The organism is Pseudomonas fluorescens (genome assembly GCF_001307155.1).
Lineage (GTDB): Bacteria > Pseudomonadota > Gammaproteobacteria > Pseudomonadales > Pseudomonadaceae > Aquipseudomonas > Aquipseudomonas helvetica.
The window spans coordinates 6,354,227-6,369,097 of the sequence record NZ_CP012830.1; the positions used below are offsets into that span (position 1 = coordinate 6,354,227).

Here is a 14,871-nt window from a genome sequence, read left to right on the forward strand (position 1 = left end):
CTCCCTGTAACAGCATAAAGTGTAGATATTGTAACAATGATTAGCTTGCTAAAGAATTTGCCGCGCCGGGGATGACGCGTAATTGTTGCGCCGCCCTAATTTCGCAAAGGGAGATTCTTATGTTCAGGACAACACCCTCTTCGGTCTATTGGATTGCTGTCGGCGCCTTCGCGCTGGGCATGGCGTCCTATGTAATGGCAGGCCTCGTGCCTATGATTGAACAGGCCTTTAATGTGCAGGTGGCGGTGGCTGCTCAATTGGTGGCTGTGTTCTCTTTGGCTTATGGCATCGGATCGCCTATTTTCGTGGCCCTCTTACCCCCACAACGACAGAGGCTCGGGTTGTTGTCCGCCTTGGCGATCTTCGTCTTGGCCAATATGGCCAGCGCTGTCGTTGATGATTTCGCTGCGCTGTTAGTGTGTCGTGCAATTGCCGGGCTCGGGGCCGGAGTTTATCTGGCAACCGGAATCACTGCTTGTGTTGCAGTATCTGAACCTAACGGGCGCGGTCGAGCGATCGCCATCATCATGGCTGGAATGGCCAGTGGAACCGTGCTGGGTGTCCCTTTCAGTCTGCTGCTTGCCGAGCTGTCAGGGTGGCAGGCCGCTCTGTGGCTGATTGCTCTGCTTGGTGCTGCCTCATGGCTGGGGTTGGTAGTCAACCTTCCAGCGCTCCCTGCCGGACCGCAGATGACAATCCGTAGCAAACTCTTATTGCTAGAGAACCGGAATGTAGTAAGCACCCTGCTGGTCTCGCTGCTAGCCGCAGTGTCCAGCTTGGGGATGTACACTTTCATCGCCCCGCTCATGACGGATCCCGCCTACGGAGGAATCGATAGCGTGACGCCATATCTCTGGGTTTGGGGCCTTGGTGGGGTAGCAGGAAGTTTCTTGATTACCCCGCTGGTTGAACGTATTGAAGGACCCGTGCTGATATTTATCATAATGCTGGTGTTGACTGCGTCACTATTGGCGCTGCCGCTGGCCGCGGCCATATCGCCTTGGTTAGCCATGATTCCTATCGCTATATGGGGATGCGTGGGGTGGGCCTTACAGGTTCCGCAAAATAACGAGTTGATCTCAGAGCGGGAGCGAAATGGCGATGGTAATTTAGCAGTCGCCTTGAACGAGTCAGCACTTTACCTGGGGAGCGCATTAGGTGCTGGCGCAGGAGGTTTCCTATTGCTGTTGGAAATGCCAAGTTGGACGCTAGCGATCGGTGCCGGTGCAGTGGCGTTTTTTGGCGCCGCATTGCAGCTTCTGAAGCTGCGCACACATCGATCTCGCCCATTCGGTAAAGTATTTCGAGCATCGGTCGCTGACCGCTTTAAATAAACAGCCGACCTCTGTTTCACCGCTCGAACTCGTTGTCGAACACGTTAAGTTTTCTTCAAGTTTCGCCTTTCACGTTCATCGACTTTAGAACGTGAAGGCGTGACCCCGGAAAGCAATTACCCACATTAACTTCATCGACTTTCAGGACGTCTCCAAGATGCCGACCACCGCTCGTTCGATTGAGAAATACATCCTTGCCAAGGACGGAAACCGACCAGACCTCCTGCGGCAATGCTTCACTCCCGACGCAACCCTTGAGATGGTTGTGCGTACAGGCGTCATTTCATTTCCCCCCCATGTCAACGGCCGGGCAGGCATCGCGGACATATTAGTGCGCCGCTTTGGCCAGTGTTATGAGAACGTTTATACTTTCTGCCTCGGCAAGCCACCAAAGACAGAGGCCACCGCACATACCTGCAAATGGTTGGTGGGGATGTCGGTTAAAGAAACTGGCGAACTGCGCGTAGGCTGCGGAGAATATCACTGGCGGTTCCTGCAAACATCAGGGCTTGCATCGCATCTACGCATCACGATCGAACACATGCAAGCCTGCACAGCACAGGACTTGGAGTCAGTAATGAATTGGCTGCAGAGCCTCAATTATCCGTGGTGTCTCTCCAGCGATATGATTGATACAGCGCCGCATATCAGCAACATTGATCAAATCGTTGAATACCTTAATACCTGAATATTGAGACATCCAGCCAGCACAACTAACGTGATTAGATGGAGGCCCGCCGATGCGGCAGCAGCTCAGTGCCTCTGGATGAACACCTCGGTTTTCCAGCGCAGCTTTCAGGCGGCCCGCACGATCCCTCGCCGCATCGTGCGTAGTTGCCTTATCGGCATACCCGACCTCACATCAGGTCGAACGTAACGACTCCGGCCTGTGACGACCGGCAACAGTCAACCCGATATGGCGGTCCACAATGCCTCACCATTTGGGCCGCTGAGAGGCCGCTCTTAATGTGGGTGTACAGTTAAAGACACCAGTTTGAGCACAATGGGGCGAACGACCAGTATGCACAGGAATGCAACGGGCATAGCCAATTTATAGGCGTGCAGCGTATTACTTAGATAATCAGTCTCAATGCCGGAGTTTGCTGCAGTGATCACGAGTGACATCAAGAGCGCCATGATGGTGGCCATATACAGTGCAAAAATATAGTGAGTCGTGCGAGCCGAGAGCTTGCGCCGGTTGAAAAATAGAGCTTTAGAGGATGCTTGGGGATTCATATCAGACCTTTTTGATCTTCCATTGATAGGTAACGAGTACCATAACAAGATCAAAAATCAGCAACTAGACGATTAACGGTAATTACTTTATAAAGAAAATCTTATGAATGATTTTTCCCATTGGGCTAAAGATGAACCTGTTAGGTGCGATTGATAGCTTTATCAAGGTGGTTGAAGCGGGCTCCATTGTGGGCGCTGCCAAAACCCTGGGCGTCAGTGCCGCAGCCGTTAGCCAGACCATAAATCGCTTGGAAACCCATCTAGGCACGCGCCTTCTCCAGCGCACCACACGTAGCATGGTGTTAACCGAGAATGGCACGGTGTACTACGAAAAAGTGAAGCGCATAGCGCGTGATCTCGAATCGGCGCAAAGTGCGATCACCAGCGAGCAGACTCAACTCCAAGGGCGACTGTGCATCGCTTCTACCTCGGCTTTCGGGCGGCATGTGTTGGCATCACTGATCGCCGGTTTCGCTACCCGTTACCCACGCCTGACAGTTGAACTCTCAACCACAGATCGCAAAATTAATCATATTCAAGAAGGCATTGATCTGAGCCTGCGGATCAAACCACAACTAGAAGAGGGGATCGTCGCTCGCAAGATCGTTTCGGTCCCTTTTATCATCTGCGCGGCACCCACCTATTTGGAACGAGTCGGCTGGCCACGCACCCCTGAAGAACTCCAACAGCACGCCTGCCTAGCCTTTCGCTACCCGCTGGATGGACGCTTTCTACGTTGGGGTTTTATCCGGGATGGGCAACGTTACGACGCTACCCTTAATGCGACCGCAATCAGTGACGATATTGACGCTCTAGCCCAAATGGCTATCCACGGCGCGGGAATTACCCGCTTGGCAGAGTTCGTGGCGGCACCCTATATCCAGAGTGGCCAACTCGTTCCTCTGTTTGAACATCGCCACGCTTCAACTTATGCCTACGCTGAACCGCTCGATATTTATGCATGCGTCCAAGAACGTGCTGCCATCACACCCAAGGTCAAAGCTTTTATGAATTATTTGACTGAATATCTAGAAATGCGCTGGCCGATGAACAATACCTTAGCTGCGTCCTGACACCGTGTTCACCGCCTTCATAAATCTAATGGCCGAGCGGCGCTATTCCCACTGACACAGACCGGCCTGCTGACCATTGCGCAATTCCGCTGAAGATCGACATCTATGGCTATCTCAATCGCCTCCAATCAACTAGGCGGTTGGGGACAACCGGTGACAGATCCATTTTTAAAGTGCCCCACCTCAAACTGAAACGGACAGAGACAATCATGAAACCGCTTTACCTGGGCTCGCTTCTGCTGCTGATGGCGGGTTGCTCACAGACCCCACAATACGTGCCTCCAGCAAACGCCCCTCAAGCGCAGATTCGCAGCGAGATGGACGCCATGATCAACCGCCACAACGGCCTGAGTCTTACCGAAGCGCCGACCATGGCCTGTAAGTTCGGCAGGTCGGTGGCGGTGACGCCTGGTCGGGAACTGTTCTCGGTCAGTGGAGAGACATCGAAACCCGAAGGCTTCCGCGCCATTGAGGCGGCCAAACCGATCCACTTAGTGCTGCAGGGCTGGGCCAGCGGCAACCGCACCTGCAAAATCGATTTCGTCAGTGAGTTCATCCCAGGTGCCCACTATGTGATCAAGGGCGGCATCGCCGACGGCCCTAATGATTTCGGCACCTGCCAAGTCAGCATCTTTGATTTGGATTCTGGGGCCCGACTCCTTCAGGCCAGGCAGTCTTCGCCAAAAGCCAACGGCTGTGCTCTGGACCGGTTGCAGCTGCCGACTCATTGATTGCGCTGATCCCGCCAAGGGGAGCAGCAAAAAAACAAAAGGGGGACATCCATTAACCGGCCTCGAGTCACGACTAATGGGCGCCCCCTTTTGTTCTCTACAAAAGCCCCTTCACCATAGGAACACAAGCTAACTGAAGCCCAGAGGGCGAATGGTAAATAGCAGGTTCGTCACCCACAAAACCGCAGCGCCGGTAAAAGGCAGCAGCGTTCAACGTAGCGTCCAGATTGACTGCTTTCAGCCCAAGATCCCGTGCCAAGCATTCCAGGTGGTTCAGGACTTTCATGCCGATGCCTTGCTGCATAAAACCCGGGAGCACAAAGATCGCGCCGATTTCGCCGTTCTCCAGATCAAGCATTCCCGTCGCCACCGGCTCTCCTTGAACACAGCCCAGATAAAAGTGTTTTTCCATGAGGTCGCTGTACCCGTCCTCGGCTGATCCTGCCGTCCAGGCCAGCATTTGCTCCGCGGTATAAGCGCCGATGCATTGGTGCCGTATCGCTTGAAGCCGAATGTCGAAGGCTGTTTGGGAATCGCTTGGCGTAGCGCGTCTGATCTCGAACATTTCATTCTCCGTTAGCCGTCGGTGGACGGAGAACTAAAAAGCCCCGTCCATTTCTGGCGGGGCCTTGGGTAATTACGTCAAATCCTACGAACGCATGACCTCACGGCCCGCCAAAGGCGGTCATGGAGGAGCACATCATGTTCATGCGGCGTGTGTAAGTCATGGGTTGATAGTGTTTGGGGTGATCCGGCTTGTCAATCTCGGAGCGGAGTTACGAAACTTCCGCGTCCGGCTCAGGTGGTTTGAAAACGTTCGGGTAAGAAAGCAGCCACTGTCACCTGTCCCTTTAACTTGCTGAAGAACACATGACTAAACAAGTACACCCCCTATGTGCATGTAGGCATCTTCATCTCCAGATTTCTCGTTTTGCTGTACGAAAATTCTGAATCTTCTCAGCCCACCTAGCCACAACAACAAGAACCAAAACTTCCCCGATAGAGCAACTGTTACGCTCGGAACAGAGTGTTCAGCTGACTAAAAGGAGTGACACCTATGGCCAATCACGGTTACATGAGCATTACCGGCAAACGCCAAGGTTTGATTTCCGCCGGGTGTTCCGGTCTAAGCTCCATCGGTAATAAATGTCAAACTGATCATGAAGACGAAATCATGATTTTGGCTTACTCGCACAACATGATTACGGGTAATGACGGTGGAGGTTCAGGCGGTCGCGGCAAGCACCTGCCTATCATGATTACCAAGAACATTGATAAATCATCGCCACTGTTGGCCAGTGCGCTTCATGAGCGAGAAGAGGTGGAGTGCACTATCCATTTTTATCGAACATCACCCGCGGGCGGCCAGGATAAATATTACTCAATACGACTCACGGGGGCGAAAATTGCCCACATCACCCTTCAAGTACCTCACTCCACATATAGGAGCGATGCCCAACCGCAAGAATTAGTATCCATTCGTTATCGCGATATCAGTTGGACGCACATTCAGGCGGGCACGTGTGCTTATAGTACTTGGGGAAACGAGGATGAGTGATGACATCTGTGACATTCACGACGTGACCAAAGCTGCGTCCGATCTTGTTGCGTTCGGGTGTTCTATCGGTGCTACGCAGCTGTACGATAGTTTTTTTCAGCTTCAATTTAGCTCGATTGTTTCTTCTTATGCTGATGAAATTATCCAAGCGGTTGATGAAGGTATCATCAGCGCACGGGAGGGATTACAAGAAATCAGAGAGGAGTATGCCGAGTTATCGTCCAAGGTGCTTTTTTATGCTCAAAACGGCGCGGGGATGGTGGCGGGAGCCATGCAGATGGAGGCTGGCGCCAGCATTTTAGGGAGCACAAGAGGTTTGGCCGTAGTACCCGGAATACCTTTAATCGCGCATGGATTCAATAACATCTATGAAGGCGCAGGCAATATCTACAATGGCCCTGGCGCACCCGGGGTGGTAGGGCCTGTTCGAGAGTTTTATCAGGACCGGCTTGGAAGCATTTACGAGGGTAATATGGCCTACTACTCCATGGACGTGTACTTATCTATAAACGGCTTATCAAAGCTTGTTCGAAAGCCCGGCTCGATGCAGTTATTCAACCACGACCCTATCAACTATGAAATAGCCTACAAACAAATGGGGAGGCTCGCTTTGGCTTTCGAAGCGTTAGTCGACGCCATGACAATCAAAACAATGATAAACGAGAGCAACGTAACAACTGAAAATAAGCAACCATGAGTGCGAAAAACTCAATCATCGCCTACGCCGCGACCGCCCAGCATAAAAACTCAAGAAGACCAAGATCAACATAAAAACAAGGAACACAACTGCTGCAACCAGCAAATAAGGCGAACCCTCTAAAAACTCAATTTTTTTCACCTGCGGCATAAAAATCATGGTCCCAGTTATGGCTCCAATGACCATGCCAATCCAAGAACCACGCAAACTAATATACTTCTCATCCATCATCCCGCCAAGCCACACATTACGCAGTCTAGGAATATAAAAACGCAAGCCAAAAAAGCTAATAACTACATATATAGCAATGTAGGCTCCGCGCAAATAGACACCCTCCAAAGGCACTACTTGCTTTACCCCACCAACAATTATTAGCGTATACAGCCCTGCCGAGCCGAAGATAAGCGAGCCTATCCAAATATAATAGCGAGCATTGCTAAAATTCATAAATACATGATCCATCACGGCTACAATATTTGAAAACATTATAGCCATGCATCAGATCATTGAAAGCGCTGAATCATCTGCTTAATTAAAAATTCGCCGGCGTATTCGCACTAATGATCTCCGCCTCATCCGCCCCAATATTCCGAAACCGGTGCGGTAGTGTGGTCGGAAAGTAATACCCATCCCCGGCATTCAACACACTAATCTGCCCATCCACGGTCAGCTCAACCGTGCCACGGGTAACGAGCCCACACTCCTCCCCTTCCACATGCACAATCGGCTCTTCGCCAGAACTGGCACCCGGTGCGTATTGCTCGCGCAACAGACGCATCTGCCGACTCGGCACCGACGCGCCGATCAGCAAAAGACGCAGGCCATCACGGCCCAGGTCGGGCTGCTCGTTGGCGCGGAAGACGTATTTGTGCTCTTGGGGCGGTTGATCGAAGGTGAAGAAGTCCGCCAAAGACATGGGGATGCTTTCGAGGAGCTTTTTCAGGGAGCTGACAGAAGGACTGACTCGATTCTGTTCGATCAGGGAGATGGTGGCATTGGTGACGCCGCTACGCCGGGCCAGCTCGCGCTGGGACAGTTTGTAGCTTTCGCGTACTAATTTGAGTCGAGAACCCGTATCCATGACAGCCTTATGTGAGAACGACTTAAGGGTAATGGGGGTGGGTGACGGGTGGGCGCGGTGGCCGCGTATCACGCCGTTCCCCTGTCCCGGAACCGTGAAAGGCGGCTATTAAATCACGTTTGCTGGTGTTGCTCAGCAGGTTCGATAAACGGCTGATAAAAAAGCCGGCGGCCCCATTTTGCGGTGGCCGCCGGCGAGGTGCAACCTAGATACCGAAACGGTCACGCAGTGCGTAGTACGCGGCGCCCATGGCGGTGAGCGGGGCCTGGAAGGTGCGGCCGCCGAACATGGGCATGTGCGGCAGGGAGGCGAACGCGTCGAAGCGTTCGGCGTCGCCGCGGATCATTTCCGAGATCAGTTTGCCAGCCAGGTGCGAGCAGGTGACGCCGTGGCCGCTGTAGCCCTGCATGTAGTAGGCGTTTTTCTCGATGCGACCGAATTGCGGCATGCGTGACATGGTCAGCAGGAAGTTGCCGGTCCAGCGGTAGTCGATCTTCACGTCCTTCAATTGCGGAAAAGTCTTGAGGATTTTCGGGCGGATCAGTTGCTCGATGTCGTCCGGTTCGCGGGCGCCGTAGACCACGCCGCCACCGTACAGCAGACGGTTGTCGGCGGTCAGGCGGTAGTAATCAAGCAGGTAGTTGCAGTCTTCGACGCAGTAGTTGTTGCTGATCAGGCTCTTGGCGACTTTGGCCGACAAGGGCTCGGTGACGACGATTTGCGAACCGCAGGGCATGCTCTTGCGGGTGACGCGGTTGTCGAGGTCCTGAGGCAAGTAGGCGTTACCGGCGATCAGCAGGTATTTGGCCCGCACCACGCCTTTGGCAGTGCGCACTGTGATCGGCTCGCCGTAGGTGATTTCCACCGCTGCTGATTGCTCGTAGATCTTGCCGCCCAGGCCGATGATGGCCGCGGCTTCACCGAGGGCCAGGTTCAGCGGGTGGATGTGGCCGCCCTGCATGTCCAGCAGGCCGCCGACGTAGTTGTCGCAACCGACTTCGCGCTTGATCTCGGCCGCGTCGAGCATCCTCAGGTTCTTGTTGCCGTAGCGCTCCCAGCTGCTTTTCTGCTCGGCCAGGCCTTTGAGCTGCTTCTTGTTCAGCGCTGCGAAAATGCCGCCGGGCTTGTAGTCGCACTTGATGTCGTACTGCTTGATGCGCGAACGGATGATGTCCGCGCCCTCAAAGATCATGCTGCCCAGCACTTCGGCAGTCTTGTCGCCGTAACGCTCTTCGATGACATCGACGTCGCGGCTGTAGGAGTTGACCAGTTGACCGCCGTTGCGACCGCTGGCGCCGTAGCCGACCTTGGCGGCTTCGAGCACGGTGACGCTGTAGCCCGCTTCACTGAGGAACAGGGCCGACGACAAACCAGTGTAGCCCGCGCCGATGACGCAGACATCGCACTCGACCAGCTCTTCGAGCACCGGAAAATCGATGGTCTCGTTGCGGGTTGCGGCGTAGTAGCTGTTTACATGTTTTTGCATGATTGAGTTCCCGAACGGCCGCAGGCACTTGCCTGCGACCGCCGCTGTAGAAGTGTTAGAGCTTGATCCAGGTCGCTTTGAGTTCGGTGTATTTATCGAACGCATGCAGCGATTTGTCCCGACCGTTACCCGACTGCTTGAACCCGCCGAACGGCGCGGTCATGTCGCCGCCGTCGTACTGGTTGACCCAGACGCTGCCGGCGCGCAAGCCGCGAGCGAAGGTGTGCGCCTTGCTCAGGTTGCTGGTCCAGACGCCGGCGGCCAGACCGAAGATGCTGTCGTTGGCAATCGCCAGCGCTTCCTCGGCGGTGTCGAAGGTGATCAGCGACAGCACCGGGCCGAAGATCTCTTCCCGGGCGATGGTCATGGCGTTGGTCACGCCGTCGAAAATCGCCGGTTCCACGTACAGGCCGCCGGTGTCTTCAAGGGCGCGATTACCGCCCGCAATCAGTTGGGCGCCCTGCTCTTTGCCGATGCTGATGTAGCGCAGCACGTTGTCCAGTTGGCGTTGATCGACGACCGCACCGACGGTGGTTTCCGGATCGAGGGCATGCCCCGGTTTCCAGGCTTGCAGTGCTTCCACCAGCAGCGGGATGAACTGCTCGCGAATCGAACGTTCCACCAGCAAACGCGAACCGGCGGTGCAGACTTCACCCTGGTTGAAGGCAATCGCACTGGCCGCAGCTGTAGCTGCCGCGCGCAGATCCGGGGCGTCGGCAAACACCACGTTCGGGCTTTTGCCGCCGGCTTCCAGCCAGACGCGTTTCATGTTGCTTTGCCCGGCGTATATCAGCAGTTGCTTGGCAATCGCCGTCGAGCCGGTGAAGGCCAGCACGTCGACGTCCATGTGCAGCGCCAGCGCCTTGCCGACGGTGTGACCGAAGCCCGGCAGCACGTTGAACACACCTTTCGGGATGCCCGCGTCGAGCGCCAGTTGAGCGATGCGGATTGCCGTCAGTGGCGACTTTTCCGAAGGCTTGAGGATGAACGAGTTACCCGCCGCGAGGGCCGGTGCGAACTTCCAGCTGGCCATGATCAACGGGAAGTTCCACGGCACGATGGCCGCGACTACGCCCGACGGTTCACGAGTGACCAAGCCCAACTGATCGTGCGGCGTCGCTGCAACTTCGTCGTAGATCTTGTCGATCGCCTCGGCGCTCCAGCGGATCGCGTTGGCGGTCGCTGGAATGTCGATGGCCATGGAGTCGCTGATCGGCTTGCCCATGTCGAGGGTTTCCAGCAGCGCCAGTTCTTCCTGGTTCGCCAGAATCAGATCGGCGAAACGAATCAGGATGCGCTTGCGTTCTGCCGGGGCCAGCTTGGCCCAGACACCGGAGTCGAACGCCCGGCGCGCAACCTGCACCGCCGCATTCGCGTCGGCTTCGTCGGTACTGGCGACGTTCGCCAGGAAGCGGCCGTCCACCGGGCTCACGCATTCAAAGGTGTCGCGACTGAGTGCCGAGCAGTAGTGGCCGTCAATGAATGCCCGACCTTCGATTGTTAAGGACTGGAAGTGTTGCTCCCAGCCGCTGCGAGTAATTGCCATTGAAGTGACTCAACGCGGAGGAATAGGTGATCGTCGGACCGATTGCCTTGTAGGAGCAAAGCTTGCTCGCGATGAGGCCATCACATTCAATATTGATGGCGACTGATCCACCGCTATCGCGAGCAAGCTCAGCTCCTACAGGGGATTCGCGGTGCACACATGTTTTGTGTACACCCCCTCATCCTTAGCCGACGGGTGTTTGGCCGTCAGACCGTATGCAGATACCAGTTGTACTCAAGGTCCGAGATGGAGTTCTCGAACTCGGCCAGCTCGCTTTCCTTGCACGCCACAAACACGTCGATGTACAGCGGGTCGATGTACCTGGCCATGACTTCGCTGTCGTCCAGTTCGCGAAGTGCATCGCGCAGGTTATTCGGCAGGCTCTGTTCGTTCTGCTCGTAGCTGTTGCCTTCGACCGGTGGGCCCGGCTCGATTTCGTTGGTCAGGCCATGGTGAATACCGGCAAGCACCGAGGCCATCAGCAGGTACGGGTTGGCGTCAGCGCCGGCCACCCGGTGCTCGATCCGCACGGCGTCTGCAGAACCGGTGGGTACACGGACCGCAACGGTGCGGTTGTCGATGCCCCAGCTTGGCGAGTTCGGCACGTAGAACTGGGCGCCGAAACGACGGTACGAGTTGACGTTCGGGCAGAGAAAGGCCATCTGCGCCGGCAGGGTCTCGAGCACACCGCCGATTGCGTGACGTAGTGCGGCGTTCTGCTCGGGATCCTCGCTGGCAAAGATGTTGTTGCCTTCTTTGTCGAGAATCGAAATGTGCACGTGCAGACCGTTGCCCGCCTGGCCTGGATACGGCTTGGCCATGAAGGTGGTGTCCATTTCATGGTCGTAGGCGATGTTCTTCACCAGACGCTTGAGCAACACCGCGTAATCGCAAGCCTTGATCGGGTCGGAGACGTGGTGCAGGTTCACTTCGAACTGCGCCGGGGCGCTTTCCTTGACGATGGCGTCAGCCGGGATGCCCTGCTCTTTCGCGCCTTCAAGGATGTCTTGCAGGCAGTCGACGTATTCGTCGAGGTCGTCGATCAGGTACACCTGGGTCGACATCGGACGCTTGCCGGAAACCGGTGAGCGTGGCGACTGCGGACGTCCGTTCACGTTGTCCTGGTCGATCAGGTAGAACTCGAGTTCGAACGCGGCGCAGATGGTCAGGCCCATCTCGTCGAACTTGCGCACCACATTGGCCAGCACTTCACGCGGGTCGGCAAAGAACGGCTCGCCTTCGAGTTCGTGCATGGTCATCAACAGTTGCGCGGTGGGGCGCTTCTGCCAAGGCTCGATGCTCAGGGTGCCGGGAATCGGGTAGCAGATTCGGTCGGAGTCGCCGATGTCCAGGCCCAGGCCGGTGCTTTCCACCGTGGAACCATTGATGTCCAGAGCGAACAGTGACGCCGGCAGATTGATGCCTTTTTCGTAAACCTTATGAAGACTGGTGCGCTCGATGCGCTTGCCGCGCACCACACCGTTCATATCCGCAATCAGAAGGTCGACGTACAAAACCTCAGGATATTTCTTAAGGAATGCGTTTGCTTCGTTGAGTTGAACGGCACGCAGAGGGACCGACATGATGCACCTATTAGCTGTTAATTATTATGTTCACCGCACTTTCACGAGCCCAGTCAATCCGAAAGGCAAAGTGAAGTCAATAGCGAACGAAGCGCCTTTAACGTTGAATTTATTGGCCGACTCAGCCACTCATCGGCCTCTTTAGCGCCTAAAACCCGCGCCAGCCCGGATTCCCGACCGTTTTTGCGTTTAGAATTTTTTACATGAGAGTTGTTAATTAAAATCAACGAGGCTAAGCTCCGGAAAAGCTCGTTCAAGTGTGAAACTTCGAGGTGATAAAAATGGCACTCAAGCCATTGATCGGCGTTACTGCGTGCGTCAAACAGATTGGCCTGCACCCCTACCACGTTAGCGGCGACAAGTACTTGCGTGCTGTCAGCGTCGCGGCTCTGGGGCTGCCGGTGGTCATTCCTTCCTTAGGCGAACTAACCGAGATTGATGAGCTGCTCGCGCATCTCGACGGCTTGTTGCTGACCGGTTCGCCGTCGAATGTGGAGCCCTTCCACTATCAAGGCCCCGCCAGCGCACCCGGCACGGATCACGATCCTGCCCGGGACAGCACCACCCTTCCCTTATTGCGTGCAGCGATTGCCGCCGGTGTTCCGGTACTCGGTATTTGTCGCGGCTTTCAGGAAATGAACGTGGCGTTCGGTGGCAGCTTGCATCAGAAGGTCCACGAATTGCCCGGCATGCTTGATCACCGGGAAGCAGATCATCCGGACCTGGCGGTGCAGTACGCACCGGCTCATGCGGTCAGCGTGCAACCGGGCGGTGTGTTCCAAGCGCTGGAATTGCCGCCGGTGTTCCAGGTCAATTCGATTCACAGCCAAGGCATCGACCGACTGGCCCCCGGCCTGCGCGCCGAAGCCATCGCTCCCGATGGCCTGATCGAAGCGATTTCCGTAGAGCACAGCAAGGCCTTCGCCCTCGGCGTGCAATGGCACCCGGAATGGCAGGTCCTGGCCAACCCTCCCTACTTGAGTATTTTCCAGGCGTTTGGCGACGCATGTCGGCAACGGGCGGCGCTGCGTAATACGCGCTGACTGAACACTCGATTAATCCATTTACTGCCCACGTGAGTCGGGCGGGCGCGCCCTTGCGCATCCGTGACTCACGAAAACGACACACCGCAATAACAACAAGTACGACCAGGCAGCCAGGACGGCGGCGCCGAATTAGCCCGACCGACACGGGTAACCCTTGTAGGAGCCGAGCTTGCTCGCGATGAGGCCCTGACAGTCGACATCAACGCTGACTGGCAGGCCGCCATCGCGAGCAAGCTCGGCTCCTACAAGGGCCGTACCCGGTGCGGGTTCGCAATCAACTATTAAGTCAGGCCGTATTGGCCCGACGACTGACACCTGTTGGGAGTTTCACATGGCAAACGCCTCCAGCATTTACAGGAAGGCTCTAGAAGGTAATCAGCAACCGAAAAAGGTTCTGGTGAGAGTCGACCGCGTAACCAAGAAATTTGACGAAACCATTGCCGTAGACGATGTGTCCCTGGACATCCACCAAGGCGAAATCTTCGCCATGCTGGGCGGTTCGGGTTCCGGCAAATCGACACTCCTGCGCATGCTGGCAGGCTTTGAGCGACCGACCGAAGGGCGGATCTACCTCGATGGCGTGGACATCACCGATATGCCGCCGTACGAGCGGCCAATCAACATGATGTTCCAGTCCTACGCGCTGTTCCCGCACATGACCGTGGCGCAGAACATTGCCTTCGGTCTGAAGCAGGACCGTCTGCCCGCCAGTGAAATCGAAGCCCGCGTCGAAGAAATGCTCAAGCTGGTGCACATGACCCAGTACGCCAAGCGCAAGCCGCATCAACTCTCCGGTGGTCAGCGTCAGCGTGTGGCACTGGCTCGTTCGCTGGCCAAGCGCCCGAAACTGCTACTGCTCGACGAGCCGATGGGCGCGCTGGACAAAAAGCTGCGTTCGCAGATGCAACTCGAATTGGTGGAAATCATCGAACGCGTCGGCGTGACCTGCGTGATGGTGACTCACGACCAAGAAGAGGCCATGACCATGGCCCAACGCATCGCGATCATGCACCTGGGCTGGATCGCGCAGATCGGTAGTCCGGTCGACATTTATGAAGCGCCGGTCAGCCGCATGGTCTGCGAATTCATCGGCAACGTGAACGCCTTCGACGGCACCGTAGTGGAAGACCTGGAAGGTCACGCGATCATTCACAGCCCGGACCTCGAACAGAAGATCTACGTCGGTCACGGCGTGAGTACGTCGGTGCAGGACAAGTCGATCACCTACGCCATCCGCCCGGAAAAAATGCTGGTCAGCACCCTCAAACCCGATACCCGTTACAACTGGTCCCAGGGCAAGGTTCACGACATCGCTTACCTCGGCGGACACTCGGTGTTTTACGTCGAGCTGCCTGGCGGCAAGATCGTGCAGTCGTTCATGGCCAACGCCGAACGCCGCGGCACACGCCCGACATGGGACGATCAGGTCTACGTCTGGTGGGAAGACGACAGCGGCGTGGTACTGCGCGCATGAACACTCTCACTCAGCAGTTTCAGCGG

15 protein-coding genes are annotated in these 14,871 nt (G+C 55.8%); 8 read left to right on the forward strand and 7 right to left on the reverse strand.

The features are described 5' to 3' along the window. Nucleotides 1–119: 119 nt before the first annotated feature. Both AO353_RS29240 and AO353_RS29245 read left to right on the forward strand, forming a co-directional pair. A complete protein-coding gene (locus AO353_RS29240) occupies nucleotides 120–1,334 on the forward strand; it encodes an MFS transporter (protein ID WP_054598113.1) in 1,215 nt (404 codons plus the stop codon). A 157-nt stretch (nucleotides 1,335–1,491) separates the two neighbouring features. Next, nucleotides 1,492–2,022: a nuclear transport factor 2 family protein gene (locus AO353_RS29245; protein WP_054598114.1), complete on the forward strand. Its 531-nt coding sequence runs from the start codon at nucleotides 1,492–1,494 to the stop codon at nucleotides 2,020–2,022. Nucleotides 2,023–2,297: 275 nt separating this feature from the next. Here AO353_RS29245 and AO353_RS29250 read toward each other — a convergent pair whose 3' ends face one another. Beyond that, nucleotides 2,298–2,570: a DUF2798 domain-containing protein gene (locus AO353_RS29250; protein ID WP_054598115.1), complete on the reverse strand. Its 273-nt coding sequence runs from the start codon at nucleotides 2,568–2,570 to the stop codon at nucleotides 2,298–2,300. Between the two features lie 131 nt (nucleotides 2,571–2,701). Between AO353_RS29250 and AO353_RS29255 the strand changes: the two genes are divergently transcribed. Next, nucleotides 2,702–3,643 (forward strand): LysR family transcriptional regulator, encoded by a 942-nt coding sequence (locus AO353_RS29255; protein WP_054598388.1) that lies wholly within the window; start codon nucleotides 2,702–2,704, stop codon nucleotides 3,641–3,643. A gap of 209 nt (nucleotides 3,644–3,852) precedes the next feature. After that, nucleotides 3,853–4,374: a hypothetical protein gene (locus AO353_RS29260; protein ID WP_054598116.1), complete on the forward strand. Its 522-nt coding sequence runs from the start codon at nucleotides 3,853–3,855 to the stop codon at nucleotides 4,372–4,374. A gap of 97 nt (nucleotides 4,375–4,471) precedes the next feature. Here AO353_RS29260 and AO353_RS29265 read toward each other — a convergent pair whose 3' ends face one another. Continuing rightward, nucleotides 4,472–4,939 (reverse strand): GNAT family N-acetyltransferase, encoded by a 468-nt coding sequence (locus tag AO353_RS29265; protein WP_054598117.1) that lies wholly within the window; start codon nucleotides 4,937–4,939, stop codon nucleotides 4,472–4,474. 492 nt (nucleotides 4,940–5,431) lie between these two features. On the opposite strand from AO353_RS29265, the gene AO353_RS29270 reads away from it, so the two are divergent. Next, nucleotides 5,432–5,932, forward strand: a complete 501-nt coding sequence (locus AO353_RS29270) for an Hcp family type VI secretion system effector (protein WP_054598118.1) — start codon at nucleotides 5,432–5,434, stop codon at nucleotides 5,930–5,932. Beyond that, nucleotides 5,925–6,629 (forward strand): DUF4225 domain-containing protein, encoded by a 705-nt coding sequence (locus tag AO353_RS29275; RefSeq protein WP_054598119.1) that lies wholly within the window; start codon nucleotides 5,925–5,927, stop codon nucleotides 6,627–6,629. Before AO353_RS29270 ends, AO353_RS29275 begins: the two co-directional genes overlap by 8 nt. 15 nt (nucleotides 6,630–6,644) lie before the next feature. Here AO353_RS29275 and AO353_RS31445 read toward each other — a convergent pair whose 3' ends face one another. The 5 genes from AO353_RS31445 to AO353_RS29300 form a co-directional block, all read right to left on the reverse strand. After that, the gene (locus AO353_RS31445; protein WP_054598120.1) at nucleotides 6,645–7,124 is read right to left on the reverse strand and encodes a hypothetical protein; all 480 of its coding nucleotides are present in this window, start codon (nucleotides 7,122–7,124) and stop codon (nucleotides 6,645–6,647) included. Between the two features lie 37 nt (nucleotides 7,125–7,161). Then, nucleotides 7,162–7,710, reverse strand: coding sequence for a cupin domain-containing protein (locus tag AO353_RS29285; protein WP_054598121.1), 549 nt, complete (start codon nucleotides 7,708–7,710; stop codon nucleotides 7,162–7,164). Nucleotides 7,711–7,915: 205 nt separating this feature from the next. Next, nucleotides 7,916–9,199 (reverse strand): NAD(P)/FAD-dependent oxidoreductase, encoded by a 1,284-nt coding sequence (locus AO353_RS29290; RefSeq protein ID WP_054598389.1) that lies wholly within the window; start codon nucleotides 9,197–9,199, stop codon nucleotides 7,916–7,918. Nucleotides 9,200–9,251: 52 nt separating this feature from the next. Beyond that, nucleotides 9,252–10,742 carry an aldehyde dehydrogenase gene (locus AO353_RS29295; RefSeq protein ID WP_054598122.1) on the reverse strand — a complete coding sequence of 497 codons (1,491 nt, stop codon included), beginning with the start codon at nucleotides 10,740–10,742 and terminating at the stop codon, nucleotides 9,252–9,254. Nucleotides 10,743–10,948: 206 nt separating this feature from the next. Continuing rightward, nucleotides 10,949–12,325, reverse strand: coding sequence for a glutamine synthetase family protein (locus AO353_RS29300; protein ID WP_054598123.1), 1,377 nt, complete (start codon nucleotides 12,323–12,325; stop codon nucleotides 10,949–10,951). 281 nt (nucleotides 12,326–12,606) lie between these two features. Between AO353_RS29300 and AO353_RS29305 the strand changes: the two genes are divergently transcribed. Both AO353_RS29305 and AO353_RS29310 read left to right on the forward strand, forming a co-directional pair. Continuing rightward, complete coding sequence (locus AO353_RS29305; RefSeq protein WP_054598124.1) at nucleotides 12,607–13,368, forward strand: gamma-glutamyl-gamma-aminobutyrate hydrolase family protein; 762 nt, start codon at nucleotides 12,607–12,609, stop codon at nucleotides 13,366–13,368. 334 nt (nucleotides 13,369–13,702) lie between these two features. Continuing rightward, the gene (locus AO353_RS29310; protein ID WP_054598125.1) at nucleotides 13,703–14,845 is read left to right on the forward strand and encodes an ABC transporter ATP-binding protein; all 1,143 of its coding nucleotides are present in this window, start codon (nucleotides 13,703–13,705) and stop codon (nucleotides 14,843–14,845) included. Nucleotides 14,846–14,871: the final 26 nt, after the last annotated feature.

What these genes read in the sequence shown, in the direction of transcription:
- AO353_RS29245 (WP_054598114.1), top strand. Translation starts at nt 1,492, where the DNA reads ATGCCGACCACCGCTCGTTCGATTGAGAAATACATCCTTGCCAAGGAC.
- AO353_RS29270 (WP_054598118.1), top strand. Translation starts at nt 5,432, where the DNA reads ATGGCCAATCACGGTTACATGAGCATTACCGGCAAACGCCAAGGTTTG.
- AO353_RS29255 (WP_054598388.1), top strand. Translation starts at nt 2,702, where the DNA reads ATGAACCTGTTAGGTGCGATTGATAGCTTTATCAAGGTGGTTGAAGCG.
- AO353_RS29305 (WP_054598124.1), top strand. Translation starts at nt 12,607, where the DNA reads ATGGCACTCAAGCCATTGATCGGCGTTACTGCGTGCGTCAAACAGATT.
- AO353_RS29310 (WP_054598125.1), top strand. Translation starts at nt 13,703, where the DNA reads ATGGCAAACGCCTCCAGCATTTACAGGAAGGCTCTAGAAGGTAATCAG.
- AO353_RS29285 (WP_054598121.1), bottom strand. Translation starts at nt 7,710, where the DNA reads ATGGATACGGGTTCTCGACTCAAATTAGTACGCGAAAGCTACAAACTG.
- AO353_RS29260 (WP_054598116.1), top strand. Translation starts at nt 3,853, where the DNA reads ATGAAACCGCTTTACCTGGGCTCGCTTCTGCTGCTGATGGCGGGTTGC.
- AO353_RS29250 (WP_054598115.1), bottom strand. Translation starts at nt 2,570, where the DNA reads ATGAATCCCCAAGCATCCTCTAAAGCTCTATTTTTCAACCGGCGCAAG.
- AO353_RS31445 (WP_054598120.1), bottom strand. Translation starts at nt 7,124, where the DNA reads ATGGCTATAATGTTTTCAAATATTGTAGCCGTGATGGATCATGTATTT.
- AO353_RS29300 (WP_054598123.1), bottom strand. Translation starts at nt 12,325, where the DNA reads ATGTCGGTCCCTCTGCGTGCCGTTCAACTCAACGAAGCAAACGCATTC.
- AO353_RS29275 (WP_054598119.1), top strand. Translation starts at nt 5,925, where the DNA reads ATGAGTGATGACATCTGTGACATTCACGACGTGACCAAAGCTGCGTCC.
- AO353_RS29265 (WP_054598117.1), bottom strand. Translation starts at nt 4,939, where the DNA reads ATGTTCGAGATCAGACGCGCTACGCCAAGCGATTCCCAAACAGCCTTC.
- AO353_RS29295 (WP_054598122.1), bottom strand. Translation starts at nt 10,742, where the DNA reads ATGGCAATTACTCGCAGCGGCTGGGAGCAACACTTCCAGTCCTTAACA.
- AO353_RS29240 (WP_054598113.1), top strand. Translation starts at nt 120, where the DNA reads ATGTTCAGGACAACACCCTCTTCGGTCTATTGGATTGCTGTCGGCGCC.